This is a genomic window from Bacillus sp. FDAARGOS_527, assembly GCF_003812125.1.
In the GTDB taxonomy this organism is placed as follows: Bacteria; Bacillota; Bacilli; order Bacillales; family Bacillaceae_G; genus Bacillus_A; species Bacillus_A paranthracis.
The window spans coordinates 4,271,641-4,297,907 of record NZ_CP033795.1; the positions used below are offsets into that span (position 1 = coordinate 4,271,641).

General features: G+C 36.9%; 25 protein-coding genes. 10 read left to right on the forward strand and 15 right to left on the reverse strand.

Annotated features, from left to right (window positions below):
* Nucleotides 1-29: 29 nt before the first annotated feature.
* The 3 genes from EGX95_RS24980 to EGX95_RS24990 all read left to right on the forward strand — a co-directional run bounded on the left by EGX95_RS24980 (nt 30) and on the right by EGX95_RS24990 (nt 3,542).
* Nucleotides 30-1,241 (forward strand): NupC/NupG family nucleoside CNT transporter, encoded by a 1,212-nt coding sequence (locus EGX95_RS24980; RefSeq protein ID WP_001051014.1) that lies wholly within the window; start codon nt 30-32, stop codon nt 1,239-1,241.
* Between the two features lie 247 nt (nt 1,242-1,488).
* Nucleotides 1,489-2,244 carry a GGDEF domain-containing protein gene (locus tag EGX95_RS24985; protein ID WP_000654292.1) on the forward strand — a complete coding sequence of 252 codons (756 nt, stop codon included), beginning with the start codon at nt 1,489-1,491 and terminating at the stop codon, nt 2,242-2,244.
* A complete protein-coding gene (locus EGX95_RS24990) occupies nt 2,241-3,542 on the forward strand; it encodes a glycosyltransferase family 2 protein (protein WP_000988772.1) in 1,302 nt (433 codons plus the stop codon). Before EGX95_RS24985 ends, EGX95_RS24990 begins: the two co-directional genes overlap by 4 nt.
* A 146-nt stretch (nt 3,543-3,688) precedes the next feature.
* On the opposite strand, the gene EGX95_RS30975 is transcribed toward EGX95_RS24990, so the two are convergent.
* The gene (locus tag EGX95_RS30975) at nt 3,689-3,823 is read right to left on the reverse strand and encodes a hypothetical protein (RefSeq protein ID WP_000833067.1); all 135 of its coding nucleotides are present in this window, start codon (nt 3,821-3,823) and stop codon (nt 3,689-3,691) included.
* 741 nt (nt 3,824-4,564) lie between these two features.
* Complete coding sequence (opuD, locus tag EGX95_RS25000) at nt 4,565-6,082, reverse strand: glycine betaine transporter OpuD (RefSeq protein ID WP_001230133.1); 1,518 nt, start codon at nt 6,080-6,082, stop codon at nt 4,565-4,567.
* Between the two features lie 664 nt (nt 6,083-6,746).
* Between opuD and EGX95_RS25010 the strand changes: the two genes are divergently transcribed.
* Together EGX95_RS25010 and EGX95_RS25015 are read left to right on the forward strand one after the other, a co-directional pair.
* Nucleotides 6,747-7,619 carry a cell wall-binding protein EntA gene (locus EGX95_RS25010; RefSeq protein WP_000733323.1) on the forward strand — a complete coding sequence of 291 codons (873 nt, stop codon included), beginning with the start codon at nt 6,747-6,749 and terminating at the stop codon, nt 7,617-7,619.
* A gap of 79 nt (nt 7,620-7,698) precedes the next feature.
* Nucleotides 7,699-8,001 (forward strand): DUF3910 family protein, encoded by a 303-nt coding sequence (locus tag EGX95_RS25015; RefSeq protein ID WP_001102547.1) that lies wholly within the window; start codon nt 7,699-7,701, stop codon nt 7,999-8,001.
* Nucleotides 8,002-8,041: 40 nt separating this feature from the next.
* Here the strand turns inward: EGX95_RS25015 and EGX95_RS25020 are convergent, their stop codons facing one another.
* From EGX95_RS25020 to EGX95_RS25030, 3 genes are read right to left on the reverse strand one after another with little or no spacing between them, the layout of a single operon-like run.
* The gene (locus EGX95_RS25020) at nt 8,042-9,421 is read right to left on the reverse strand and encodes a zinc ribbon domain-containing protein (RefSeq protein WP_000666872.1); all 1,380 of its coding nucleotides are present in this window, start codon (nt 9,419-9,421) and stop codon (nt 8,042-8,044) included.
* A gap of 13 nt (nt 9,422-9,434) precedes the next feature.
* Nucleotides 9,435-10,991: a hypothetical protein gene (locus tag EGX95_RS25025; RefSeq protein WP_000271606.1), complete on the reverse strand. Its 1,557-nt coding sequence runs from the start codon at nt 10,989-10,991 to the stop codon at nt 9,435-9,437.
* Between the two features lie 5 nt (nt 10,992-10,996).
* Complete coding sequence (locus EGX95_RS25030) at nt 10,997-11,485, reverse strand: zinc ribbon domain-containing protein (RefSeq protein ID WP_001281743.1); 489 nt, start codon at nt 11,483-11,485, stop codon at nt 10,997-10,999.
* 157 nt (nt 11,486-11,642) lie between these two features.
* Here EGX95_RS25030 and EGX95_RS25035 point away from each other — a divergent pair, with 157 nt between their 5' ends.
* Both EGX95_RS25035 and EGX95_RS25040 read left to right on the forward strand, forming a co-directional pair.
* Nucleotides 11,643-13,262 (forward strand): SWIM zinc finger family protein, encoded by a 1,620-nt coding sequence (locus tag EGX95_RS25035; RefSeq protein WP_000939163.1) that lies wholly within the window; start codon nt 11,643-11,645, stop codon nt 13,260-13,262.
* Nucleotides 13,246-16,002, forward strand: coding sequence for a DEAD/DEAH box helicase (locus EGX95_RS25040; RefSeq protein ID WP_000610072.1), 2,757 nt, complete (start codon nt 13,246-13,248; stop codon nt 16,000-16,002). The genes EGX95_RS25035 and EGX95_RS25040 overlap by 17 nt, the downstream gene beginning before the upstream one ends.
* A gap of 24 nt (nt 16,003-16,026) precedes the next feature.
* Here the strand turns inward: EGX95_RS25040 and EGX95_RS25045 are convergent, their stop codons facing one another.
* Nucleotides 16,027-16,512 carry a VanZ family protein gene (locus EGX95_RS25045; RefSeq protein WP_001080714.1) on the reverse strand — a complete coding sequence of 162 codons (486 nt, stop codon included), beginning with the start codon at nt 16,510-16,512 and terminating at the stop codon, nt 16,027-16,029.
* Nucleotides 16,513-16,622: 110 nt separating this feature from the next.
* Between EGX95_RS25045 and EGX95_RS25050 the strand changes: the two genes are divergently transcribed.
* Complete coding sequence (locus EGX95_RS25050) at nt 16,623-16,847, forward strand: DUF1659 domain-containing protein (RefSeq protein WP_000257702.1); 225 nt, start codon at nt 16,623-16,625, stop codon at nt 16,845-16,847.
* A 67-nt stretch (nt 16,848-16,914) separates the two neighbouring features.
* Nucleotides 16,915-17,130, forward strand: a complete 216-nt coding sequence (locus EGX95_RS25055; protein WP_001197595.1) for a DUF2922 domain-containing protein — start codon at nt 16,915-16,917, stop codon at nt 17,128-17,130.
* Nucleotides 17,131-17,149: 19 nt separating this feature from the next.
* Here EGX95_RS25055 and EGX95_RS25060 read toward each other — a convergent pair whose 3' ends face one another.
* Nucleotides 17,150-17,548 (reverse strand): DUF4359 domain-containing protein, encoded by a 399-nt coding sequence (locus EGX95_RS25060; RefSeq protein WP_000747726.1) that lies wholly within the window; start codon nt 17,546-17,548, stop codon nt 17,150-17,152.
* A 194-nt stretch (nt 17,549-17,742) separates the two neighbouring features.
* Here EGX95_RS25060 and EGX95_RS25065 point away from each other — a divergent pair, with 194 nt between their 5' ends.
* Complete coding sequence (locus tag EGX95_RS25065; protein ID WP_001001401.1) at nt 17,743-18,249, forward strand: competence protein ComK; 507 nt, start codon at nt 17,743-17,745, stop codon at nt 18,247-18,249.
* A gap of 55 nt (nt 18,250-18,304) precedes the next feature.
* Here the strand turns inward: EGX95_RS25065 and EGX95_RS25070 are convergent, their stop codons facing one another.
* The 8 genes from EGX95_RS25070 to EGX95_RS25105 form a co-directional block, all read right to left on the reverse strand.
* Entirely contained in the window at nt 18,305-18,775 is a 471-nt protein-coding gene (locus tag EGX95_RS25070) for a sigma-70 family RNA polymerase sigma factor (RefSeq protein WP_000801289.1), read from the reverse strand.
* Nucleotides 18,776-18,991: 216 nt separating this feature from the next.
* Nucleotides 18,992-19,660, reverse strand: coding sequence for a YknW family membrane protein (locus EGX95_RS25075; RefSeq protein ID WP_063246634.1), 669 nt, complete (start codon nt 19,658-19,660; stop codon nt 18,992-18,994).
* 113 nt (nt 19,661-19,773) lie between these two features.
* Entirely contained in the window at nt 19,774-20,976 is a 1,203-nt protein-coding gene (locus tag EGX95_RS25080) for an ABC transporter permease (RefSeq protein ID WP_000054372.1), read from the reverse strand.
* Nucleotides 20,973-21,653, reverse strand: a complete 681-nt coding sequence (locus EGX95_RS25085) for an ABC transporter ATP-binding protein (protein WP_000631616.1) — start codon at nt 21,651-21,653, stop codon at nt 20,973-20,975. The genes EGX95_RS25080 and EGX95_RS25085 overlap by 4 nt, the downstream gene beginning before the upstream one ends.
* Nucleotides 21,650-22,843: an efflux RND transporter periplasmic adaptor subunit gene (locus tag EGX95_RS25090; protein ID WP_000249049.1), complete on the reverse strand. Its 1,194-nt coding sequence runs from the start codon at nt 22,841-22,843 to the stop codon at nt 21,650-21,652. Before EGX95_RS25090 ends, EGX95_RS25085 begins: the two co-directional genes overlap by 4 nt.
* Nucleotides 22,844-23,083: 240 nt before the next feature.
* Nucleotides 23,084-24,418 carry an MFS transporter gene (locus tag EGX95_RS25095; RefSeq protein WP_000477605.1) on the reverse strand — a complete coding sequence of 445 codons (1,335 nt, stop codon included), beginning with the start codon at nt 24,416-24,418 and terminating at the stop codon, nt 23,084-23,086.
* Between the two features lie 19 nt (nt 24,419-24,437).
* Nucleotides 24,438-25,472, reverse strand: coding sequence for an ABC transporter substrate-binding protein (locus tag EGX95_RS25100; RefSeq protein ID WP_001225634.1), 1,035 nt, complete (start codon nt 25,470-25,472; stop codon nt 24,438-24,440).
* Nucleotides 25,469-26,251: a DUF3919 family protein gene (locus EGX95_RS25105; protein ID WP_000826595.1), complete on the reverse strand. Its 783-nt coding sequence runs from the start codon at nt 26,249-26,251 to the stop codon at nt 25,469-25,471. The genes EGX95_RS25100 and EGX95_RS25105 overlap by 4 nt, the downstream gene beginning before the upstream one ends.
* Between the last annotated feature and the right edge of the window lie 16 nt (nt 26,252-26,267).

A 26,267-nucleotide genomic window follows, 5' to 3' on the forward strand; every position in this document is an offset into this window, starting at 1 on the left:
TTTTACTATGAGGAAGGAGCATACACTGCATGAATCTTTTATGGGGAATTGGCGGCGTGATTGGAGTATTAGCAATCGCTTTCTTACTATCTTCCAACCGCAAAGCTATTAATTGGCGCACGATTTTAATCGCGCTAGCATTACAAATGTCATTTTCATTTATCGTATTACGATGGGATGCCGGAAAAGCAGGTTTAAAACACGCTGCAGATGGCGTTCAAGGATTAATTAATTTTTCTTACGAGGGAATTAAGTTCGTTGCTGGGGATTTAGTCAACGCAAAAGGCCCTTGGGGATTTATCTTCGTTATTCAAGCACTACTTCCAATCGTATTTATTAGTTCATTAGTAGCAATCTTATATCATTTTGGTATTATGCAAAGATTTGTTAGTATCGTTGGTGGCGCATTAAGTAAACTTCTTGGAACTTCTAAAGCAGAAAGTTTAAACTCAGTAACAACTGTATTTTTAGGACAAACTGAAGCTCCAATCTTAATCAAACCTTACTTAGCACGTTTAACAAATAGTGAATTCTTCGCTATTATGGTAAGCGGTATGACAGCTGTTGCTGGATCAGTTCTTGTCGGCTATGCAGCAATGGGTATTCCGTTAGAACACTTATTAGCAGCAGCAATTATGGCAGCTCCATCAAGTCTATTAATTGCGAAACTTATTATGCCAGAAACAGAAAAAGTAGATAATAACGTTGTACTTTCTACAGAGCGTGAAGATGCAAACGTTATTGACGCAGCAGCACGTGGTGCATCAGAAGGTATACAACTTGTTATTAACGTAGCAGCAATGTTAATGGCTTTCATCGCATTAATCGCTTTATTAAATGGCCTATTAGGATGGGTTGGCTCTTGGTTCGATATTAAACTTAGCCTTGATTTAATCTTCGGTTACTTACTATCACCATTTGCAATTTTAATCGGGGTTTCTCCTGGTGAAGCTGTACAAGCAGCAAGCTTTATCGGTCAAAAACTTGCAATCAACGAATTCGTTGCATACGCAAACTTAGGACCACATATGGCAGAGTTCTCTGCAAAAACAAATCTAATTTTAACATTTGCAATCTGTGGATTCGCAAACTTCTCTTCTATCGCAATTCAATTAGGTGTAACAGGAACATTAGCTCCTACTCGCCGTAAACAAATTGCACAATTAGGGATTAAAGCAGTTATCGCTGGTACACTAGCTAACTTCTTAAACGCAGCAGTTGCAGGTATGATGTTCCTATAAAATAAAGCAAGTCCCCTCTTTCTAAAGAGGGGACTTTTTATTTTCTTAGTATATATTAAATACTTTATGCCGAAATATAAAAACATTATGATACAATAATTATCAAGTCTGTTTATTTTTTCTTACAAAAGAGGGATACTACTTATTGTTGCTCTCTCAAAAAGAATATAGTCATCCGGTCTATTTCTTAATAATTGCGCATACTACAAGTATCCTTGTATGAATTATCTTTAAGGAGGAAAGTTTTGTGAAAGATAACTTCTATAAAGTCCTCTCTATGTGGATTTTACAAATTTTATTTTATTTTACAACTGTACATGTAACGCAATATGAGCATGCTCTCATTTTTACAATTATATATGTAATTGTTAATGTACTATTTCTATTTTTGCCTGATAAAACTGCATTTGTTTTCTTCATATTAGGAACCATTATTTCGGTATTCTACCTGTTCTACCAAGCATGGCTTTACTTATGGAGTACATCAGAACAATGGGAATACATTATTACTCACTTCCTAATGGCAGCAAATTTCTTCATTGTATATATCTCCACTCATCTATTAAAGAAGGTTATTCATGAAAATAAAGAATTAACCGAACGTGTGAGAACGTTAGAACAATACATCGGAGAATCGAAATTATTAACAAGACAAGAATTTGAGAGACGACAAGCATTATTAATCAATGCAATGAATCGTCGTAATGAAACAGGCGTTATGATTTATTTTGATTTCACTTCCTTTAGTAAATATACGAAGGAAAGTGTTATGGACCGTGTAGCTTCCTTATTAGTTGAAACGGTAAGAGCTGACTTTGACCTTGCTGCTAAATATGATAATAATACGCTCGTTATTTTATTACAAAATACAAATGAAGCCGGTGCTGACATTGTAATGAACCGCCTAAAGCCAAAAATGGAACAATGGCTTGCTGCTGAAGCGATCCAAGATATAAAAATTTCACGCGAGCAAATTGGGAACAAAGGACAGACGTTATTATGATGACACTCGTTATACTTCTTTTATTCCTTCTATTTTGCGTACTCGTTTTTTGGATCAGCATCACATTTTCAATTAAGTATGTACTTATTTTTACAGCCTTTCTATTCTCTGGCTTACTCGTTTACTATTCTTTCTTAACACTCGCAGGTTTAGTTCACCGAAGTAGGAAACGAAAAGATCGCACGCTAGAACATTACCCAAGCGTTGATATTTTAATACCAGCTCACAATGAAGGCGTCGTTATTAAGGATACTTTAGAGGCGATGGCAAAGATTGAATATCCAGGCAAACTAACTGTTTATTTATTAAACGATAACTCGCAAGATGAGACACCTGAAATTGGTGACGATTTTGACAAAGCTTATGCTCATATTCGTCACATTCGCGTTCCCCCTGGTGAACCAAAAGGAAAATCACGTGTATTAAACTATGGCCTTAGTATTTCAGATGGTGAATACTTCTGTGTTTATGATGCAGATAACCAGCCTGAACCACATGCACTGCGAATGCTTGTAGAACACGCTGAAACAACCGAGGATGCTGTTGGAGCTGTTGGGCATGTTCGTACTGTAAATGAAAAAAGAAACTGGCTAACACGAATGATTTCGTTAGAATTTCAAATCTTCCAGCTCCTTATGCAATCCGGACGCTGGTTACTATTCCAAACAGGTTCACTAACAGGAACAAACATGCTTCTTCGTCGCGCTGCATTAGAAGAGCTTGGCGGCTATGACCCTTATGCAATTGCTGAAGATGCTGAATTAACATTACGAATTACACAAAAAGGTTATCTCCTGCCAATCGTTCCAGAGTCAATTACATGGGAACAAGAACCTGAGCATTTAAAAATCCTTATTAAGCAGCGTACACGTTGGCTTCAAGGGAACTTGTACATTTTAGAAAAAATGTTTTCTTCATTAAGTTTCTTTAAAGGAAAACTGCTCGTCCATTCTTTACAACAAGTTTTAGTATATGTTGTATTTTGGTTATTCTTAATCATTTCGAACGTTTGGTTTGTAATTGGGTTACTCGGGATATTCCAAATTCAATATAGCATTCCGCTACTATTCATGTGGTATGTCGCATACATTACATATGTTTCTCAATTATTTAGTGCCCAGAGTGTGGAACGAACCTTTACACCAACTAATATTTTTATTAGTGTGATCATGTACTTTACGTACGCACAGCTCTTTACGTACTTATTCATTCGTAGCTTAATTTTATACTTACGTGCAAAGAGCAAGAAACAAGTCATTGGCTGGGATAAAACAGTTCGATTCAAAAAGGATAAATAATAAAAATAAGCACAGAGCGCCGTATGCTCTGTGCTTATTTATTGCCGTATAAAATATATATCAGACAATACCCCTTAGCTGAAAGTAATTTCACGTCCATCCCCCAACGAACGATCGACCTTCATTTATATACGAAAAAGTGATTGCTATTTTTGTAGAACCAATTGCTTCTCTTGTTGCTCTTTACGCGTTTCAGTCTTAGGTTCCGTGCTTTCTTGGACACTACGATGTGCCACACGTTTCAAACAAATATGCTTCCACTTTCTTTCGTAACGTTTCATTATTCTAGATGTCCCCCTTGAATACGCTTTAAAACTATTTGAAATCGCTTACAGGAAATAATATAGCACATATATATAAACGTGACAACACATTTCCGACAATTTTTTGTCAAAAATACGAATAGAATCCACCATATATCGAACATTGTCGAAATGTATCGATTTTTCTCCATATAAAAGGCATACTACTAATATATTGACACTCCCACGGCTAAAGCCGCAAGCTGACTAACGTCAGTGGGATTCTTGCTACCAAAGGCGACGTCTATTTCTAGTATCGCTGACGTGCAAGATTGCGGTGTGCCATCACCACTCCGTATCCAGTGCATCTAGCAGATACGGCACTCGTTCTATTACCAAACGAGTCAGATTTTGAGTTCTCAAATGTGTTTTAGCGTCTTGTACTTGACGACTCAATACATTTTACGGAGCAGAAGAATTTGTTACTCCAACCTCGTATGTATTCTGTTTTCAGAGAACAAGATTGTTTTAGAGACTTTCACTTGTCTGTTATGAAAATTATACCATTTCAAATACCCGATGTACAGAACATACTTTCGATATTTTATCTGTACATCGCATTTGACCTCACTATCATCCCACCCCTAAAGGGGGTACTATCGCACCGTAGTGGGCTTTCCTATTCGGAAAATCTGTAAAGTATTTTATTTCCCTTACTTGCAGTTCAAGTTCCTTCTATATAAAAAAGAGCTGATACATAATCAACTCTTTTTCCTTCTATTATTTATGACGCTTCATACGTCCTTCTTTTTGTAACTCTTTAAATAATGCTGCCATCATAAAGAAAATAACGAAGACGAATGGGAATGCTGCAATGATAGCTGCCGTTTGTAAGGCTTCTAATCCACCTACATATAATAAGATAGAAGCTAGAGCAGCTAAAACGATACCCCAGATCATTTTAATGCGATTTGGTGGATTTAAACTACCATGTGTCGTTAACATCCCTAAAACGAATGTCGCTGAATCTGCAGATGTAATAAAGAATGTAGAAATAAGAAGAATAGCTAGAACAGATAAAGCCGATCCAAAGCTTCCCATCTGGTCAAACATAGCGAATAACCCTACTTCTGTTCCCATCTCTTTCACTTTTTCAAAAATATGTGCATCACCGAACAGCTCCATATGAATACCAGTTCCGCCGAAAACAGAGAACCAAAGGGCACCAATTACGGTCGGTACGAGTAACACACCGATAACAAACTCACGAATGGTACGTCCTCGTGAAACACGAGCAATAAATGTACCTACGAATGGTGACCATGCAATCCACCATGCCCAATAGAAAATTGTCCACGATTGAATCCATTGGTTTCCACCTTCATCTAATGGACTTAATCGGAAACTCATGCTTGGTAATTCCTGAATGTAAGCACCAATTGTTGAGGTGAAGTAATTCATAATAAAGTTTGTTGGACCCGCAAATAATACAATAATCATAAGTGCAAATGCCAAAATAATATTCGTATTACTTAAATATTTAATTCCTTTATCAAGACCTGTTTGCGCAGATAACATAAATAACACTGTTACGATTGCAATAATAACTAACTGAGTCGTTAATGAATTCGGGATGGATGTTAAATAACTAACACCACCGGCAATTTGTTTTGCACCAAGACCTAATGATGTTGCCACGCCAAACACAGTCGCGAAAACAGCTAACACATCAAATAAATGAGCAATACGTCCATGGTCCCCGCCTTTAAATAACGGTCCTACTGTCGCACTAATTGTACTTGCTTTTCCTTTTCTAAAAGTAAAGTAAGCAATACAAAGCGCTACAAATGCATATAGTCCCCAAGGATGTAATCCCCAATGGAAAAATGAAAAACGCAGTGCAAGACGTGCACTTTCCTCAGTTGCACTCTCTCCAAACGGAGGTGCATACAAATGGTTTAATGGTTCCGCAACGCCCCAGAAGACTAAGCCGATACCCATACCAGCACTAAATAACATAGCAAACCATGTCATATAACTATAATCAGGCTCGTCATCATCTTTACCTAAACGAATAGAACCGTATTTCGAAACAATTAAAAAGATAGACACACCTAAAATAATAGAAACAGAAATAATATAGAACCATCCAAACTTACTAACTAATGCAGTTTGAATTGCGGTTGTTACATTTCCTAGGCTACCTTTTCCCATAATAGATTCGGGAATAATCCCCCAAAGTGTAAATGCAATACATAATGTTAATGAAACGATGAATGTTTTTGTCAGTTTCCTCATCAAATCCCCCTTCGTAGGTTTTACTTTTATAAATAACATTAATTCCGATATGTAAAATCGGATAGAAAACTATAATTTTGCGGTGATTTTCTTACTTTCACCTTCACCAACTAGAATTCTGATGGACAGCCTTACCTTCCGGATAATCTTTTCACTCTGCAAGAGCTATAAGATCGAAATACTGCTGTCAAATTGTGCGAGAAAAATGCGGATGGGAATGTATTTTCCCAAAAAAGGATGTGTTACAGATGTAAAAAAGGGCATTTTTCTTCCTTGCAACCCTTTCTTTTTGTAACAATTATGCGGTTTTTTTGCTAGTATATAGCACGTGTTTATAGTTTCACAAACGAAATGTTTATGTTTATATAACTATATTACCCATAAAACGGTAAAATACTCAAGGAATGTAATCGTTTAGTAAACATCATGTAACACTTATGTAATATTTTTATTTACGCCGAAAACAATATGTTGTATTAAATATTTTGAATATAATCAGAAACCTACTAAACATATAGAATGAAAAACGCTTTCCTCTATTTTTTGTTATATTACAGCATGTTAACGACTTATTACGAATGGTTTGTAATTGTGTGTTTTCCCGAAATCCGAAAAAATCTGTTGCTATAATGAGGACACGAAAACAAACGCAATGGAGGCTATCATGAAAAAATTAATTGGTATAGCAACAGCAGCAGTTTTTGGTCTTGGGATTTTCACATCATCTGCTAATGCAGAAACTGTTGTAACAACAGACGTACTAAATGTACGCGAAAACCCTACTACTGAATCAAAAGTTGTCGGTAAATTACTAAACGGTAATAAAATAGATGTTCAAAATACAGAGAACGGATGGTCAAAAATCACTTTAGATGGTAAAGACGCATTCGTAAGTGCAGAGTTCACTAAAAGCATCTACTACGTAACAGCTAACGTATTAAACGTACGTGCTGAAGCGAACACAAACTCAGAAATTCTTGGGACGCTTAAGAAAGATGATATGATTGAAACAACGAACCAAGTACAAAATGAGTGGTTACAATTCGAATATAATGGAAAAACAGCTTACGTTCACGTTCCTTTCTTAACAGGTACAGCACCTGTTATTGAGAAACAAGAACAACCTGCTCCTGCTAAAGCTGTAGCACCAGCTAAAGCACCTGCAGCACCAGCAAAACAAGCTGCTAAGCCTGCTGTAAAAGCTGCTAACACTAGCGCACCTGCTGGTGGTCGTGAGTTAACAGTTGTAGCTACAGCATATACAGCTCATCCGAGCGAAAACGGTGGCACATATGGCGGCCGTGTATTAACTGCAATGGGTCATGACTTAACGGCGAACCCAAACATGAAAATGATCGCTGTTGATCCGAAAGTAATCCCATTAGGATCTAAAGTATGGGTAGAAGGTTACGGAGAAGCTATCGCTGGAGATACTGGCGGTGCAATTAAAGGTAACCGTATCGACATCCTACTTGGATCAGATAGCGCTGCTCAAAAATGGGGCCGCAAAACTGTTAAAGTGAAAATTTTAAAATAACCAATGACTGCTAAAGCCAGTTCTCTTTGTTGAGAGCTGGCTTTTATTTTTTTATAATAGTTATAAGGAGGCTATACTCATGAATGTACAAGCAAAAGTAGACTGGATCGGTACACCAAAACCGTATATATATAAAGATAAAGTAACATATGACGCTACTTCTATTGATTTTTCACTCGCTGGCGACGACAATCGCTATAAATTAATTGTGCTCAAGTCTGAAGAAAATACACATTACAAATTTGTCCAATATGGAGTCAAACCCGGCTCACAAAAGCCATTCCCTATCGACATTCCATTTGAACAAAACATGTTACCAATTATAGAGCAAATATTACATGATCCATATGTACAAGCGATATTAAAAGAGACGCGCTTCTAATCGAAAAAAGACTATCTCAATCATGAGATAGTCTTTTGCATTAATGAGTTGGACCAGATACTTCCTCTGATTTCAACGTATTATTCGCTCCAAGAGAATGGTACAATATCTTTCCATTTCCATTCACAGTAACGATATGATCATTATTAAAGCTTTTGAACTTCACAGAGCCATCACCGTAACGAATATGATACTCTTCATATGTCGTTACTTTATATTTCGTAGCACTTTGACGCTCTACATTACGAATTTCCATTGTTAATAAATCTTCTGTAATTCCTTTTTTGTGTAAATACTGTATATAATCACGGTCTTCCTTGTACGATTTCCCGCTCTTATCATAATTATTTTCAATTAGGCTAAAATCATTTAATGAAATCGCACGCACATTATCATAAAGATGATTTCGTACAAAGTCGCCGACAGCCGAACTTGATGTTTCTTTCGGGAATTTTAAGTAATACGTGCTCTGGTCTCCGATTTTAACACTTTCAGATTTCATCACACCAAAATCAGTAGTTTTCTCTAAATGTACTTCTACTGTTTCATCTGTGGATACAGGACCAAGCTTATAACTTCCATAGCTTAATTTTCCACGTTTTTTTCCATTCACAAATACAGTTGCATCATTTTCATCAGAAGAAATGGTTACATAATTTCCTTCTAATGATAATGTCACATCCACTTTCGCCTCTTTTTCATCTGCCAAGTCCACTTCTTTTTCTGTTTCTAACTCAGTTAGTTCCGTCTTCGCTTTTGCCTTTACAACGTAAGAACCAGGGAAATATGGACCAACTTCTTTTGAAGTTTTATCACTCGATAACTCTGTCTCTTTCTTATCATTCACATATATTTCAGCGCTTTTCGCAGTTGTGCTTACATTCATATAATAAGATTTCATATTAAATTTATATTTCGGATATAAGAACCATTCTTTCCCGTCTTCTATAATTTGACCATCTTTAAATGATGCTTTATCACTTGCTAGTTTTTGATCTACTGTCTCTCTTTGTAAATAAGATAGCAGTTCTTTATTATAAGAAGGATTTTCTTTTAAATAACGGATATATCCTTTAATATCGTCAACTTTCACTTTCAAACTCGGATCATCTACTTTTACAAACTCATCAATTGCATTCGCATCTTTCTTTTGGAATGCTTCAATCATAGCATTGACCTGCTTTTCTTTCGAAAACTTGCTTGCTCCAAATTTATACGCACCAAACAATATAGCAAAGATAACAACAAAGCCTATAAGTAACATTATATTTTTCTTACTTTTCACTGGCTTTATTTCTCGTTGTACTTCTGAACGAGAAGAAGCTGCCTGATCAGCAATTACATCTACCTTACTTCCACACTCGGAACAAAAGTTCAAATGATCTGCAACTTGTTTATTACATTTCCCACAAAACTTCAAATGGCTCTCCCCCTTATTTTTTCCCTAACTTCATACCGGCGAATGTTAATGCGTAAGAAAGAAGAAAACTACCTACTATTAAATATAGCGTGCTACTTTGAATAGAAAACAATGGACCGGAAATCCCAGCAAATTCTTTCATCACTTCTTTACTCCCTGAGGCCTCAACATGAATTTTGGCCAATCCATTTACACAAAGCATCATCAAAGTATACACCACACTAAACACAGCGATAGTTACGTACATATTTTTCATCGGATATTGAGCCAATTTCATTCCAGCTCTAAATAGTAAAATACATGGTAATAAAATTAATAACCCCCACCAGTACATATAGGAATTAAAGTCATCAATTTCTTTTACTCGTTGAAGATTAGCTCCGTTAGCAATTTCCAAATCTTTTAATGACGTACCATTTATTGATATTCCTGACGTATAAGATAAATGCAATGGCCCTTTTTCCATTGCGTATCTTCTCATTTCTCTATCCATATCTCCCCATTCAATTGCTGTTGGAGCAAAGTGAGCCATATTCCACATGTATGGTGTTGCTTCTAATGAAATGAATGTTTTATATGTTTTCTCTGGAAAATCAATTGGTCCCACTGACTTTGAACTGCTAAATAAAATTGTAATAAGTATAATACCAAATGTAATAAGCAATCCTTTTAATACAGTTACCACACTATAATAAATAGATGTTGCATATGGAATACTTCGACTTATAGAAGATAATAGACGGTGTGGTCCTGCCTGAATACACATACCAATAAAGGTAAATAATAAACCAAATATAATGCCATACAATAAACTACTAACATGTGAATAACCAATACTGATTGTCATCGTTTTATAGAATTGAGAAATTGTCGTAGAAGAACTTGCGATAAAGCTGACAATACACAAGAAAACCCCATATACAATACCGATAATACTTGATGTTAGTAACTTCTCACGCCAAATAGCAGAAGGTTTGCTTCTCTCTACAAAGAATCCAATTCCACCTAATATAAGTGCTGGAATTGCTAACAAGATGAACAATGGGAAATGAAGGATAAATGACATCGCATATTCCCCGCTCCCACTAACTTCAAGGCCTATTAAATGATACATTAAAATTAATGGTGCTATACCGATGAAAGATTGATCAATAGTAGTCATATTCAGCATACCGTTCATCTTTGTAAGCATCGTTCTCACTAAATCGTTAATCGCCGCATCGACAATTAGGCTACCAATCCAACCGGCTATAAACATACATACGATTGCAAGCCCACCACCAAGTAAACCTTTTTTCAAAGTGCTGCCAGGTGGACTTACATGTAATTGTAAATTTTCGTCTGGTAATCTTGTTTTCATTTCTTTTTTCATAATACCTAATAAGGAATCCCCGCATTTCTCACAATATGTAGCGGTCCCTTTACTTTCCACTCCACAAGTTCGGCAATACTTTGAGTCTTTCGGTGCTAACAACGTAACTTCACTTTCTACACTACCTGTACTTGATCCATCATGTGTACAATAATTCGCTACATCCGATTGTTCTAAACCACAAGTTTTACAATACATGTTCCTCACTCCTTACTTTGCTTCATACCACAAACTGGACAGAATGTAGCCTCTGTTGCAATTTGTTCACCACATGAAGTACATGATTCATTTTCATCATTTTTTGATTGAAGGAGTAACTCATTTTCTTTCCCACACTGTCCACAAAACTTATCATTTACTGATAAGGGACCGCCACAGCTACATTGCCCTTTCTGTCCTTGATTCTGTAAATTAGCTATTTGCTTACGCGTATTATAAATAGCTACATCCAGCTCTTGTACTGGTTCTATAATATTTTTTAACACATCTACTCGAACTTCATCATTGCGGAGTTGCATATAGGCCATTTGACCAAGTTCCAGCAAAATTTCCGTTTTCGCCTGTAGTTTCTCTTGCGTAATTTTCTTTAATTGCGCAACCTCTTGAGCTACTTGTAATTTCATCTTCCCTTGCTCGATTCCCTCTTGCAATTTGTTCATACCGCTACCAAACTTCGATTGTAAATCTGACAAAACCTAATCCCTCCATAAATATATAGTAATATACAAAATTAACATTTTATATATTACCATGATTTTCAAGTAATGTAATCTAAATTTCATTTTTTCTGTTTTGAGCATTTTTTGTTTATAATGGTAAAGGAAAGAAATATGTGTACGGAGGAATATTATGCTGCAACACTCAATTACGAAAGATGAAATTATGATGATTGCGAATGAGTTCGTTCAAGGACTAGATCCACAGCAAACAGCTGATCAGGAACATGTCGCTACAGCTCGGCACCTATATCGTAGTGGTGTTGTCTACAACGTTGACTTTGATGGCTATACGCTATCAGGAACTGTAGATGCTGAAGGCAGCGTATATAGCGTCCATATCCCGATTCGTAACGTCGCTGAAAGCTATTGCGATTGCTTCGCACCAACGCAGTGTGAGCATATGCTCGCTGTGTTACTATCGGCAGCATCTAGTTTCGGGCAAGTAGGAGATGTATTAACTTTATTCAAAAATAATACGAAACCTTCCCTTCCTCCTATTCGAACTGCAAGACAAGTATTGCAATCATCAGCTTTTGAAGAAACGGATTATAAAAGTTGGCAATCATATTTTGATAACGAATATGAATCATTTAAAAAAGAACAAGCTCGGCTTACTTATAAACAAATGTATTTTCTTATGAGTATTTTTACGGACTTCTATACGAAACTCGAGCGGAAAGCCCCGCGTATCATTGTGATACATGAATTGTTCAGGTTACATGCAGCACTTTATTGCTTTCAAAAATTATTAGAAGAAATTCAGGACTTTGAAGCAAATAAAACGTATTCTTATCACCAGCCTGTTAACGTCGTTCGTCTCTTTGTAGATAAAGTGGAATCCATCGTTCGGGACTTACAATCAGAAGCGATTCCTTCAGAGTCTGAAGGAATTTTGCAAGAAACAGCTCGTCTCGTTCACGAAGTATTCTTCTCCACCGATGCCTATACGCAAGAGAGGTTCTTTATTTATCGTCACATATGGAGTGAACTGTTACACAATAACGAGCAACTACAAGAAGAAGAAAAACGAATCGATACGAAAATGAATCCACTTTCCAAAGCGTTAGCATCTTCTCATCTACTCTTTTTAAATGACGAAGATCGATTAGCGATGGACTTGCTAAAGAAACAACCTGCTTCTGTTGTAAGTCTGTACTTCTATTGGTTAGAGGAATTATTAAATGCAATGAAATGGGATCGTGCGAAAAACTGGCTTTCCTTTACGTATAAACAAGTGAAGAAAACGATACATGAGCACGAAAATACAATTTTCATAAAAGATATCGTTCGCTTATTCGTCATCATGTATGAAACATATGCAACCCATACAAATGAACAAGCAGGACTCGAAATGATTCTACAAGAGCTATTACCATATAGTTTCGCAAACTATGAGCAATACGTGCTTGCGAAAAAGCAGTATCGCACATGGGCAGAACTTCAGCTCTTACACGGTTTTGAAGCGATTGAACTTTTGAAAGAACCGCTGAAAGATATTGAGAAGGAAGCACCAGAAGCAGCCCTTCCTCTTTATCACCTTGCTGCTACCGAAGCTATTGAAGAGCGAAATCGCAAATCATATAGACGTGCAGTTCGTTACTTAAAGAAATTACGTACATTATATAAACGATTAAAGCGTACCGATGAATGGGATGCTTTCATTATTCACATCGCAAACTTACATTCACGTCTACGTGCACTACAAGAGGAATTACGGAAAGGAAAATTAATCGATGATCAATCAAACTGAAGTAACAATTAGGCTCCAGCACGTTAGTCACGGTTGGTTCCTTTGGGGAGAAGATGATAGCGGTACTCCATTATCCGTAACAAGTTGGAAACGAAATGCATTTACATGGCACTCCACTTCCTTCTACGGCACGTTTCTAAAAGAAGCAAGCTTTGAAGGAAGACAAGGTGTTATGCTAACAAACGCACAAGCATTTGAATACATCGCGAATAAACCGATGAACTCCTTTGCCCGTATTCAAATGAACGGCCCTATTACAGCACTTACGGAAGATGCGAACGAATTGTGGGATGCCTTCACAAGCGGTAGCTTCGTACCTGATATGGAGCGTTGGCCTAAACAACCATCTTGGAAAGTTCAAAATACTCCAATCGAAGATGAAACATTGGCATCTCTTTTCTCAGCTGCAGTAAATGAAAGCATATTACAAGATAACCGTTCAAATGACGGATGGGAAGATGCAAAGAGACTTTATGAACATTACGACTTTACGAAAAGACAATTAGACGCAGCACTACATGAAGAAGATTGGCTTCGAAAAATTGGTTACATTGAAGATGACCTTCCCTTTACAATCGGACTACGACTACAAGAGCCGCAAGAAGAATTTGAAATGTGGAAGCTTGAAACAATTGTTACACCAAAGCGCGGGGCACATCGCATATATGTATATGAAAGTATCGATTCTTTACCAAAACGATGGCACGATTATGAAGAACGTATTCTTGAAACACAAGAAAGCTTCAGTAAGCTCGTACCGTGGTTAAAAGAAGGGGATACATTCCGAAGTGAACTCTTTGAAACAGAAGCGTGGAACTTCTTAACAGAAGCAAGTAACGAATTACTCGCCGCAGGTATTACAATCTTATTACCATCGTGGTGGCAAAATTTAAAAGCGACAAAACCAAAATTACGTGTGCAACTGAAGCAAAATGCTACGCAAACGCAATCTTTCTTCGGCATGAATACACTCGTTAATTTTGACTGGCGCATTTCAACGAACGGCATTGATTTATCAGAAAGCGAATTTTTTGAACTCGTTGAACAAAACAAACGGTTATTCAATATAAATGGTCAATGGATGCGACTAGATCCAGCCTTTATTGAAGAAGTACGAAAGCTCATGAACCGTGCTGATAAGTATGGACTTGAAATGAAAGATGTCCTTCAGCAACATTTATCCAACACGGCTGAAACAGAAATTGTAGAAGAAGATAGTCCATTTAACGATATTGAAATTGAACTAGATGGATATTATGAAGAGCTATTCCAAAAACTATTGCACATTGGAGATATTCCAAAAATAGATGTCCCTTCTTCACTAAACGCCACACTCCGTCCGTATCAACAACATGGCATTGAGTGGTTATTATATTTAAGAAAGCTTGGATTTGGTGCATTGTTAGCTGACGACATGGGACTTGGAAAAAGTATTCAAACGATTACTTACTTACTATATATAAAAGAGAACAATCTCCAAACAGGTCCTGCCTTAATCGTGGCACCGACATCTGTTCTTGGAAATTGGCAAAAAGAATTTGAGCGTTTCGCACCAAATTTACGCGTTCAGTTACATTATGGAAGTAATAGGGCGAAAGGAGAATCATTTAAAGACTTCCTTCAATCAGCAGATGTTGTATTAACGTCTTATGCATTGGCTCAGCTTGATGAGGAAGAACTTAGTACGTTATGCTGGGATGCTGTTATTTTGGATGAAGCACAAAATATTAAAAACCCACACACGAAACAGTCTAAAGCAGTGCGAAACTTACAAGCAAATCACAAAATCGCATTAACTGGAACACCGATGGAAAACCGCCTTGCCGAGCTTTGGTCTATTTTCGACTTCATTAATCATGGATACCTTGGCAGCTTAGGACAATTCCAGCGCCGCTTCGTCTCACCAATTGAAAAGGACCGTGACGAAGGAAAAATCCAACAAGTTCAACGTTTTATCTCGCCGTTTTTACTGCGTCGTACGAAGAAAGATCAAACAGTCGCATTAAACTTACCAGATAAACAAGAACAGAAAGCTTACTGTCCACTAACTGGTGAACAAGCTTCCTTATATGAACAACTTGTTCAAGATACATTGCAAAATGTAGAAGGATTAAGCGGAATTGAACGACGCGGATTTATATTACTCATGCTGAACAAACTTAAACAAATTTGTAATCACCCTGCTCTTTATTTAAAAGAAACAGAACCGAAAGACATCATCGAACGTTCCATGAAAACGAGCACGCTCATGGAACTCATTGAAAATATAAAAGATCAAAATGAAAGTTGTTTAATCTTCACGCAATACATCGGTATGGGGAACATGCTAAAAGATGTGTTAGAAAAACATTTCGGTCAGCGCGTCCTCTTCTTAAACGGTAGTGTACCGAAGAAAGAACGTGACAAAATGATCGAACAGTTCCAAAACGGAACGTATGACATCTTCATTTTATCGTTAAAAGCAGGTGGTACAGGGTTAAACTTAACAGCTGCCAACCATGTCATTCACTACGATCGTTGGTGGAATCCAGCGGTAGAAAACCAAGCCACAGACCGTGCATATCGTATTGGTCAAAAACGTTTCGTTCACGTTCATAAACTGATTACAACGGGGACACTTGAAGAGAAAATCGATGAAATGTTAGAAAGAAAACAGTCATTAAACAACGCCGTCATTACAAGCGATAGTTGGATGACCGAACTATCTACAGATGAGCTAAAAGAATTACTTGGTGTATAAACAAAAGGAGCTAATCTCACAAGATTAGCTCCTTTTTCTATTCCAAAACCAATTACTTATTACAATCCCTGTTAATCCGCCGCACGTATCCAGTAATGAATCTTGCCACATCGGTGTACGATCTCCCGTAAACCATTGATGAATTTCATCAAATGTTGCGTATCCCGCAACGAAAAGGAGAGCGTATATAAAACACCTTTTTCTCGAACAACCTGATCGATGAAAAGCGTAATACGTCAATGAACCGAGCATAAAGAACACCATAAAATGAGCACCTTTACGAAGGAAAAACTCAATAAATCCGCCTACACCTTTATTTGCAATACTAACAGGTGTACCACCGCCGTAATCGATAGATACCCATGAAAAATGCTCTTTCACAAACTCCACATTTACATATTGTTCAATATCCGAACGCATATCCTGCTTTTTATACGGTTGTGCCGAGGAATAGAAAATCAGCCCCATCCATAGTAAAACAGGAATCCAAAATAACCATTTACGATTCATTCTTCCGAAACCCCTCTCTTATTCTTTTAAGAGTACCAAAAAAAAGAATAAATTTCACGCCAAAACATGACATTTGCATCCTATTTATATAGTGAAAGGGGGTGATAAACATGGCAGTCGAAACAATCGTAATGGATTTAACTTTACGTCTCGTCTTAAACAATGGATTAGATAAGAATGGAAAAACAGTTTTTAAGAACAAACAATTTAAGCGCGTAAAAACAAACGCAAACTTAGAGAAAGTACAAACCGTAGCTCGTGCTCTAGCTTCTCTACAAGCATCACCACTTCACGCTGTACAACTTGTTAGCACATCAGATCTTTCTAGCCTTTAAGGTGGCAATGTAATCAGTGGGGATGTCCCCACTGATTACAAGATAAATAAAAAGGAGGAAACAACGTATGCAAGTACTAGAATTAATTTTCGCGAAAGAAGATGGAAAAACAGTTGTCTTTTCTATCGAGAAGCCGATCACACCTATTGATGCACAAGTCGTAAATCAAGTAATGGATACGATCCTTGCCTCATCTGTATTTTCATCAATTAATGAAAATACCCGAAAAAAAGGAGCTCGTCTCGTAGAAAAGACTGTATCTGAAGTTCCCATTACCTTATAGACAAAAAGATGAATCTGCATCATTTTGCAGATTCGTCTTTTTTCTTCGGCATTTCAATTGGAATAAAGATTTTTGAAAAACCGACGCATACATATTTATAATGTTCTCCGCCGATATCAAATTCCGTCTTATATGTTGAGAAGAATATATAATCATCTCGCTTCGTATAATGATCGATTAATAATCCAACTTGCGGCTCAACATATTTTTTCGCCAACTTCTTACCAGCCGATGCTAAATCGCCAAGGAGACCCTCTTCATTTTCCTTTTGAACTTCATCTAGCTTCTTACTTACATCATTACGTTTCATAAACTGCTTTGCTGCCCAATCTGTATATTCACCTTTACTCGGATTACTATTTGCTAAATATACTAGAAGAACAACAACTAGAGCCATAATAATATACCTTTTCTTCATACTATCTCACCGCCTACTCTTTTCTATTTTCATATATATGTACAAGCGATGCAAATTAGAAAGACTATCATCTATTGATTGTAAACGAATAGCCAAAATTTACAATATGAAATGAAAGATTAACAATCAATTTACTTAATTCGTATATAATTATATCTAGAATTATTACCATTTATAAAGGGGGAATCAAATTTATGAATGAAGAAAATGATATTATTATTTCTAATTCTACAATGATGCTGGAACCATACAAGCACCCTTATTATCGTACCAAAATTATCGACAGTAGCGGGAACCATCTTTACTCCTGTCAAACTGCTCTCCAACTCATCAAGCAATCTTGTCTAGCCAATGTTCATTCTACTTATCAAGGCAGACGTAATGCAGTTCAAACAAACTTTAAGTTCAAACAAAATGTTCCAATTCCAATTAATCATAGAGAATATATTTGTGCTTTCCCAACAGAATCTCCTTCTTCTCCAAACTGTATATGGCTGTTTTATAATCATATAGATGACATAGAATTTTTGAAAAAAAGTAAAAAAGCTACTATTCATTTTTCAAATGGCACAACTACAACTATACATATCAGTCCCCATAAGTTAAAACAACAATTATTAAAAGCTGGATATGTATTATCACGTATGAACATGCAAGATTCACTACAATTTAAAAACCTCTTATTACATTTACTACCTTAACAAAATAAGTAGAATGGAAAGCAATATCCCTTGCCTTCCATTCTTATGATACTATTTATCCTCTTAAGCTATTTCGCATTTTCTCAAGCGCCTGCCGATATATCCACCTCACTTGATAATAGGTCATCTCTGTCTCTAAAGCGATTTCCCCCATCGTCTTTCCTACAAAAAAACGTTCAAAAATAATATACTTCTCCTTCTCATCTAATACACTCATAAAATCCTTCACTTTCATTTCAATATCTTCAAAACGAAAGATATCCTCATACTCTCCTACACATACACACTTTTCTTGCACTGTGAATTCTTTTTTCAACCTCTCTAATATATAACCACGTACCGTTACAACTGCATATGCAGGAAAACTCCCTTTCTCCGCATCAAACTTTTCATACGCATGCCAAAGACCGATTAACCCACATTGATAATACTCTTCATAATCTTGATAAATCCCTAACTTCTTTATTTGATTTACGATCATTCCCTCATACAAAACAACTGCCTCTTTAAAAGTCGCTGGTTTCACACAGTACCCGTTTCTAAAAGGTATACCTTTCTAATATTCCGCGGTACCTTCACAATATAAAAATAAAGAAAGGATTGCACTGTGGGTAATTTTAAATACTATCACTGAAATTTGAAATTACATGAAGTAGAATTTGAAATTCTGTTAGTGGTATTTGAAATAGGGGTAAAAATAAAAAAGGTGACTCCGAAGAGCCACCTTTTTTATTTTATTTCCTTATTGGAACATACCTTGTAAAGCTCCCATTCCAAGAGTTAAGACAAAGAAAACAATAGTAATAATTGTTGCCTGTTTTTTAGTTAAGCCTGCTGTAATTTGAAGACCTAGCCATGTAACCACATATCCCCAAATCGTAAACACTTCAAATTTACTTACAATACCTTTTACAACACCACTACTCGAGGCGAAAATTGGTCCTAGGCCAGTGTACATTTCTTGACCCGATCCACCTAAAATATAGGCTAAAATTATATTTATTAATACACCAATTAATGAAATAACACTTGAATATACAGTAATCGCCAATATTTTTTTATAAGAAGTATCATTGCTCATAAACACCATTAATACTTTATACACTACAGCACTTATTAAGAAACTAAATCCCATACCAAGAGCACCTACACCGAATCCCATACCATATGTCATTCCAGCTGAAACAGTAACACCTAGTTCCTTATTAAGCTTAATAGCTTCAGGTGTTAGAGAATATACATAAGCAGCAAATCCCCCAACAAGTCCACCTAATAAAACAAGTATCCAAAATGCACCCCAAACTGCATTACTAGTCTTCATTCTCTCAAACTGTTCACCTGGAGAAGTAATCATTCCAAATAATGATGGCTTTTTTGAACCTGCATCTTGCGTATTAATATTCGTTTCCATTATAACGCCTCCTTCTATTTATATAACCCGTTCTAACGGGCGGTTCACTTCCTCATATAGAGGCTACGAACCGCCCACTAGAACGGTAGTGTATAGTTCTACTACACTAGTAATTACTCATAACGTAATGCTTCAATTGGATCTAATTTCGCAGCTTTGTTTGCTGGAATTAATCCAAAGATAATACCAAGTGTCATAGAGAACAGTACGCCTCCAACGACAACTTCCCATGAAACGAGTGGTGGCCATTTTGCGAACGTGGAAACGATATATGCTCCGCCATATCCAAGACCAATTCCGATCAAACCACCTAGAAGTGTTAACATAACTGCTTCAATTAAAAACTGTAATAAAATTTTACTACGCGTTGCCCCAAGTGCTTTACGTATCCCAATTTCGCGCGTACGCTCCGTTACAGATACGAGCATAATGTTCATAACGCCAATACCACCAACGACTAATGAAATACCCGCGATACCACCGATAATCATCGTCATAATATTAGTTACCTTAGAAACATTTTCTTGGAATTCTTTTAAGTTTACCAGTTCATATTTACCTGGAATTTCACTTGGCTTACGACTATTTAATACATCAACAGCCTGTTTCCCAGCTGCTTCTAAATCGTCTACATTTTTAGCTTGAATTGCGATGTTTTGAATCTCATCTGTTCCGTATAAAACAGGCCATAACGTAAGAGGGATTAGCGCTTCTTCCATTTCAAATCCCATAAACTCATTATCAGAGGTATACACACCAACAATTTGCATTGGCTGCCCCTTCATCTCAATAATTTGTCCAACTGGGTTTACGTCCTTAAATAACGTTTCTTCTGTTTTTGTACTAATCATCACAACGTTATTTGCATGAGTAATATCTGATTCACTTAAAGTACGTCCCTTTACGACCTTTACTTTATTAACTGCAAAATATTCATTATCAAGACCAATAACATTCAGATTTGCCTTTTTATCATTTACATCAAGCACCTCTGAATTCCGGTTTGTCGTAATAACGTGTGAAACATCTTTCACTTGTTTTACTTCCAAAATATCCTCTTCCGTTAACTTTGGCATTTCAAATCCACCCATAGCAAACTCATCATTAATATCTGGTTGAAATTGAATTGGCATAAGATTATTACCACCAGAACCTGCGAATTTCGACTTCAGCATTGCTTCCCCGCCTTGCCCAATTGCAACGACAGTAATAATGGAACCAACACCGATAATAATACCGAGCATCGTAAGAGCTGAACGCAGTTTATGAGCTAAAATAGAAGAGAGGGCAATTTTTATACTATCTAGTAAACTCATACCGCACACCTTCTATCTTCTGTAATTTTCCCGTCTCGCAGTACAATGCGGCGGGAAGAATACGCTGCTACTTCCTCTTCATGCGTAACCATAACAATCGTCGTACCTTCCGCATTAAGCTTCGTGAAAATATCCATAACTTGCTCACCAGACTTCGTATCAAGTGCACCAGTCGGCTCATCGGCCATAATGAACGTTGGATTATTCGCAATCGCTCTTGCAATTGCGACACGCTGCTTCTGTCCACCTGACAATTCGTTCGGTAAATGATGCACGCGGTCCGCTAATCCAACTTTACCAAGCGCCTCTAAAGCACGCTGGCGACGTTCTGCTTTCTTTATGCCACCATATACGAGCGGAAGCTCAACATTTTCGACTGCTGAAAGACGCGGCAGCAAATTAAAGTGCTGAAACACAAAACCGATATATTCATTACGAATTAAAGCAAGCTTTGACTCGTCTGCTGTTAAGATATTCACATCATTGAGCATATATTCGCCTTCTGTTGGACGATCTAAACAGCCGATAATATTCATAAGCGTTGACTTACCAGAACCAGACGGTCCCATAATTGAAACGAACTCCCCGCCTTGAATTGTTAAACTAATACCATGCAAAATCGGCACTGCCAATTTTCCTTGATAATACGTTTTAGCAATATTATTTAACGTAATCATTTCTCTTTCACTTCCATTCCGTCATACACATCGTCGGAAGGATTTTTAACCACCTTTTGCCCCACTGTTACGCCTTCAGTAATCTCTGTCCAGTCTCCATCAGTAGAACCTTTTTTCACATTCTGTTTGCGAAGCTTCCCTTTATCCTCAACATAAACAAATGCATCATCGTCTTTTTCTACGATGCTCTTAGTCGGAACAGCAACCATCTTCTTATTCTCTAAATTTACTTGCAGAGAAACGTGATAACCTGGAGATAAACCATCTTGACTATCTAGACTTGCTTTATATGTATATTGAGACATATTTTGAGTCGCTTCACCCATACCGCCAGCTTGCGCCATCTCTGCACTTGTTGGGAATTCGCTTACCTCTGTAATTTTACCTGTCCACTTCTTCTTATTATTTGCTTTCGCAGTTACAGTAAATGTTTGATCCTTTTGAATTTGTGATTTTTGAAGCTCCGTTAACGTACCTTGAATTTGGAACGGATCTTTAGAAGCCACTTGTAAGAAGGCTTTCCCTTGACCACCTAACGCTTGAGATGAACTTTGCGCCGCATCCTTATCTAACTTTTGAACAACACCAGCAAAATTACTATAAATCGTAAGCTCTTTCTGCTTTTTACTTAACTCTTCTTTCTGCAACTTCCCTTTTTCTTTCTCAAGATCAGTTGTCTTTTGCGCTATCTCTAACTCACTTACTTGCTCTTCCATCGGATCTGTTACTTCTTTCCCAGCTCCGCTATCTTTCGCTTTCTTAATTTCTTTCTTCAGCGAATCAATTTTCTTCTTCCCTTGATCATAACGCATATCTGCCATCTTCTGATCAAGCTCAGCTTGCTTCATTTGAAGATTAATCTCTTCATTATCATAAGAGAATAACTTCGCACCTTTCTCAACCTCTTGTCCTTCTTTTACCTGAATATCTTTCACTTTTCCTTTAGTCGGATCCGCATAAAAACTTTCAATATTCCCAGGTTTCACCTGACCAGAAATTAACTTCGTATTATTCAGCTTACGCTCCGTTACCTTCTCGAAACTTACAGCATCAGCAGATGTTGATGCCCCCTTCTTCTTACCTTGCATAACAAAAATATTAACTGCTGCTACAATAACAATTAGTGCAATAACCCCGATAATAATCCATTTCTTCTTCTTGTTTGGAGTACGAACCGTATTTGGTACCATATTCTCTCTCCTTTTTATAACTTAATAGTTTAATATAAAAATTGTATAAAACTTTCTGAAAATGAATTACATATTATTACATTCTTTTTACAAAGTTTTACACATCCATTTATATTGTAACAAAAATTCCAATGATTAGAAATATGACATTATATCTTTTAAGATAGATTTAAGGAAAGATTATAGTAATATAAGAAAAGCTATCCAAAATAATAATTGGATAGCTTTTCAAACAAAATATTACGCCGCTTTAGGCGCTTTGCTTTCATGTCCACGTTGAACAATGAACAAGAAGATCGTTGATAAAATAGCACCTGTTAATAGTAAGATGAAGCATCCATCCCAGCCAGAACGATCAACAATAACACCGATTGCTGCGTTTGCTACAAGACTTCCGCCTACGTAACCGAACAGACCACACATACCAACTGTCGTACCTACTGCAAATTTTGGTACTAATTCCATCGCACTTAAACCGATTAAGAATTGTGGTACATAAATTAAACAACCGATAATAGAAACTGCAATACTTACAACAAGTATACTAGTTGCTTGCCAATATACAAACGTACCAATAACAACTCCGACCATACTAATGATACATAATGGCATACGTTTTCCTTTAAATAATTTATCACTTAAAAGACCAACGATTAATGAACTTGGAATTGCCATACCTTCAAAGATTGCATACGCCGCATGTGCTTCATTTTTTGAGAAACCTTTAACTGTCGTTAAATAAAGTGGAACCCAGTTAATAACGCCGAAACGAATTAAATAAACAAATGCATTTGCAATACATAAGAACCATACAAATTTATTTTTCACTACATACTTCATTAAAATTTCTTTTGGTGACATCTTGTTAGCATGATCTGCTTTTTCAAGATTTTCATAGTCATTACGATACTCATCAATTGGAGGAAGACCTTCTGATTCTGGTGTATCCTTCGCATTAATCCAAACAAGAACTGCAATTACCATTGCGATAATCGCTGGGAAAATAAACACGCCGCCTTGCCAATGGTTTTCACCAAAAATACCTACACCAATTCCGACAAGTGGTGGCACAAGCATTCCACCAACGTTATGTGAAATATTCCAAAGACCTGTTTTCGTACCACGTTCTTTCTTCGAGAACCATTTCGTCATAACGATACTACAAGGAGGTGCACCCATACCTTGTACAATACCATTCACAACAAGTAATGTAACGATCATCCCAAATGAAGATGCAAAACCGAAGCAAATATTTACAAGACCTGATAAGAATAAACCGACTGCGATAAAGCGCTGGGCGAAAGCTTTATCTGATAAATTCCCCATAAAGAACTTACTAAATCCATAAACAATTGCCATTACTGAACCTAGTAGACCAATTTGAGCTGTACTAAAACCATATTCTTGTACTAAATACGTACTTGATAACGTAAAGTTACTACGAACTAAATAATAAGCAGCATATCCAACTGAAATTCCGATTAACACACGAATACGTAGTAATCGATATACACGGTCGATCATATCCGCAGGCAATCTTTCAATTGCAGGTGCTGGCTTGAGCCATTTAAACATATTCTTTCGTCTCCTTTTCTCACTTCTGAGAGAGACGTTGTCTATTCCATATCTCGATTATTCCACTATTTGATATATGTTGGTTCGTTCTTCTAACCGGCTGTCCTTCTATTTCTTTCTCGTTCTTCGCAAACATCGTTGGTACGCCAAACGAAACCTTTTCTAAAATGTGACCCGCTTCTTCTGATAAACAATAATCAATAAATAAATCCGCAATAATACCATTCGGTGCACGCTTTAGTTTCGAAATCGCATTAACAGATAGCCCTGTTTGCTCAGGTACGATACTTACAACTGGAAAGCCTTGTTTTTGAAGCATTCTCTGATCTCCCATGAAATTGATGCCTATCATATACTCACCACTCGCAACAAGCTCTACTGGCATGTAACCATTCACCGTTACTTCACCAACTTGCCCTGCAAAGTTCTTAACATATTCTTTCGCTTCCTCTTCACCTACAGTATCAATAAGTGATTGAAAAAACGTATAAGCTGTTCCTGAAACATTTGGATCTGGCATAACAATCTTTCTCTTATATACTGGATTTAATAAATCTTGCCACCTTGATGGATAAGGAAGTCCGAGCGGGGCTAATTCTTCGTTCCACCGCTCTTTATTGATTGCAATTGCCAGCTTCTCTACTTCATAACCGTACCAATAACCATCTTTATCTTTCACAGTTTTTGAAATACGGTTCGCATGCTGAGTCGTAACAGGAATAGATAGATTTTTTTGCTTCATCATTTGATGCGCGTCTACCGTACCGCCAATAATAATATCCGCTTTCGGATTTCCAGCTTCCTCTTCTACCCTCCGAAGAAGCTCTTCTGTCGAAAGACGAATAAATTCATACGTACAGCCGCGTGGTTTACAAAATGATGAAAGCAACGCTTCCCCAACTTCCTCGCGAGCCGCTACATACGCAACAAGATGACGATCATTCAAAATAGGGAGACCACTTTTATTATATTTAATAGAGGTCGTATCTCGAGAGCAACTAGACATCGCTCCTCCAATTACTAGCAAAAAGAAGAAAAAGGCTATCTTTCTCATGACACATTCTCCTTTACAAATACATTTGCGAGGGAGCTTTTCATATACATGACATTCCCATTATTATCACCGAGATATTGCACAACAAAATACGATGGATACACAGAAATAGTAAGAATGTCTTCACGCTCATTCTTTATACGCTTACCAGTTTTATAAGCGGTAATATAAGCAATCGGTTCATTCTGTGATTGTAATAACTTCTGAATTTCTCCGTAATCTGTAATTTGCTTTGCATACCGAATCGAATCAAGTATGTGCGTAACATTCACCGCACGTTCTACATCACCTTGACGTACTATGACATCCTGTGCTGACGCAAAAAAATCATGAATACGTTCTGGTGTGTAATACAGGCTTAACAAATACGTTTGCAATGCTGAAATCATTGGATCCGTACCATTCTTTCCGTACATATCAGCCCCGTACTGGAACAAGTCACCTACTGCAAAAGTACGTTTCTGTCCATTCAAGTACGTTACTTCTCCAGTAAATACTTGTTCTTGATTCTTAGCTTCACTCGGATTGATTTGAATTCGGTCAAAGAATGAAACAATCGTATGCAAACGAACTTCATCCGTTATAACAATTTCTCCCCACTTTTCATGCCTAACCTTCATTTCAGTAGGCAGGGATTCATTCACTCTTTGTAAAACAGCTTGTTTGTCATTCACAATTGTGATCCGATTATATATTTGCTTCTCCATCACATAAAACAAAATAAGAGAAACAATGATACAAAAGACAAACATAAGAATTTGAAATGATAGCCTTTTCATTTCTGCCTACCTCCAA

Coding starts and splice junctions, on each gene's coding strand:
- EGX95_RS24980 (WP_001051014.1), top strand. CDS start 30: ATGAATCTTTTATGGGGAATTGGCGGCGTGATTGGAGTATTAGCAATC.
- EGX95_RS24990 (WP_000988772.1), top strand. CDS start 2,241: ATGATGACACTCGTTATACTTCTTTTATTCCTTCTATTTTGCGTACTC.
- EGX95_RS30975 (WP_000833067.1), bottom strand. CDS start 3,823: ATGAAACGTTACGAAAGAAAGTGGAAGCATATTTGTTTGAAACGTGTG.
- opuD (WP_001230133.1), bottom strand. CDS start 6,082: ATGAGGAAACTGACAAAAACATTCATCGTTTCATTAACATTATGTATT.
- EGX95_RS25010 (WP_000733323.1), top strand. CDS start 6,747: ATGAAAAAATTAATTGGTATAGCAACAGCAGCAGTTTTTGGTCTTGGG.
- EGX95_RS25015 (WP_001102547.1), top strand. CDS start 7,699: ATGAATGTACAAGCAAAAGTAGACTGGATCGGTACACCAAAACCGTAT.
- EGX95_RS25025 (WP_000271606.1), bottom strand. CDS start 10,991: ATGTATTGTAAAACTTGTGGTTTAGAACAATCGGATGTAGCGAATTAT.
- EGX95_RS25035 (WP_000939163.1), top strand. CDS start 11,643: ATGCTGCAACACTCAATTACGAAAGATGAAATTATGATGATTGCGAAT.
- EGX95_RS25040 (WP_000610072.1), top strand. CDS start 13,246: ATGATCAATCAAACTGAAGTAACAATTAGGCTCCAGCACGTTAGTCAC.
- EGX95_RS25045 (WP_001080714.1), bottom strand. CDS start 16,512: ATGAATCGTAAATGGTTATTTTGGATTCCTGTTTTACTATGGATGGGG.
- EGX95_RS25050 (WP_000257702.1), top strand. CDS start 16,623: ATGGCAGTCGAAACAATCGTAATGGATTTAACTTTACGTCTCGTCTTA.
- EGX95_RS25055 (WP_001197595.1), top strand. CDS start 16,915: ATGCAAGTACTAGAATTAATTTTCGCGAAAGAAGATGGAAAAACAGTT.
- EGX95_RS25060 (WP_000747726.1), bottom strand. CDS start 17,548: ATGAAGAAAAGGTATATTATTATGGCTCTAGTTGTTGTTCTTCTAGTA.
- EGX95_RS25065 (WP_001001401.1), top strand. CDS start 17,743: ATGAATGAAGAAAATGATATTATTATTTCTAATTCTACAATGATGCTG.
- EGX95_RS25075 (WP_063246634.1), bottom strand. CDS start 19,660: ATGGAAACGAATATTAATACGCAAGATGCAGGTTCAAAAAAGCCATCA.
- EGX95_RS25080 (WP_000054372.1), bottom strand. CDS start 20,976: ATGAGTTTACTAGATAGTATAAAAATTGCCCTCTCTTCTATTTTAGCT.
- EGX95_RS25085 (WP_000631616.1), bottom strand. CDS start 21,653: ATGATTACGTTAAATAATATTGCTAAAACGTATTATCAAGGAAAATTG.
- EGX95_RS25090 (WP_000249049.1), bottom strand. CDS start 22,843: ATGGTACCAAATACGGTTCGTACTCCAAACAAGAAGAAGAAATGGATT.
- EGX95_RS25095 (WP_000477605.1), bottom strand. CDS start 24,418: ATGTTTAAATGGCTCAAGCCAGCACCTGCAATTGAAAGATTGCCTGCG.
- EGX95_RS25100 (WP_001225634.1), bottom strand. CDS start 25,472: ATGAGAAAGATAGCCTTTTTCTTCTTTTTGCTAGTAATTGGAGGAGCG.
- EGX95_RS25105 (WP_000826595.1), bottom strand. CDS start 26,251: ATGAAAAGGCTATCATTTCAAATTCTTATGTTTGTCTTTTGTATCATT.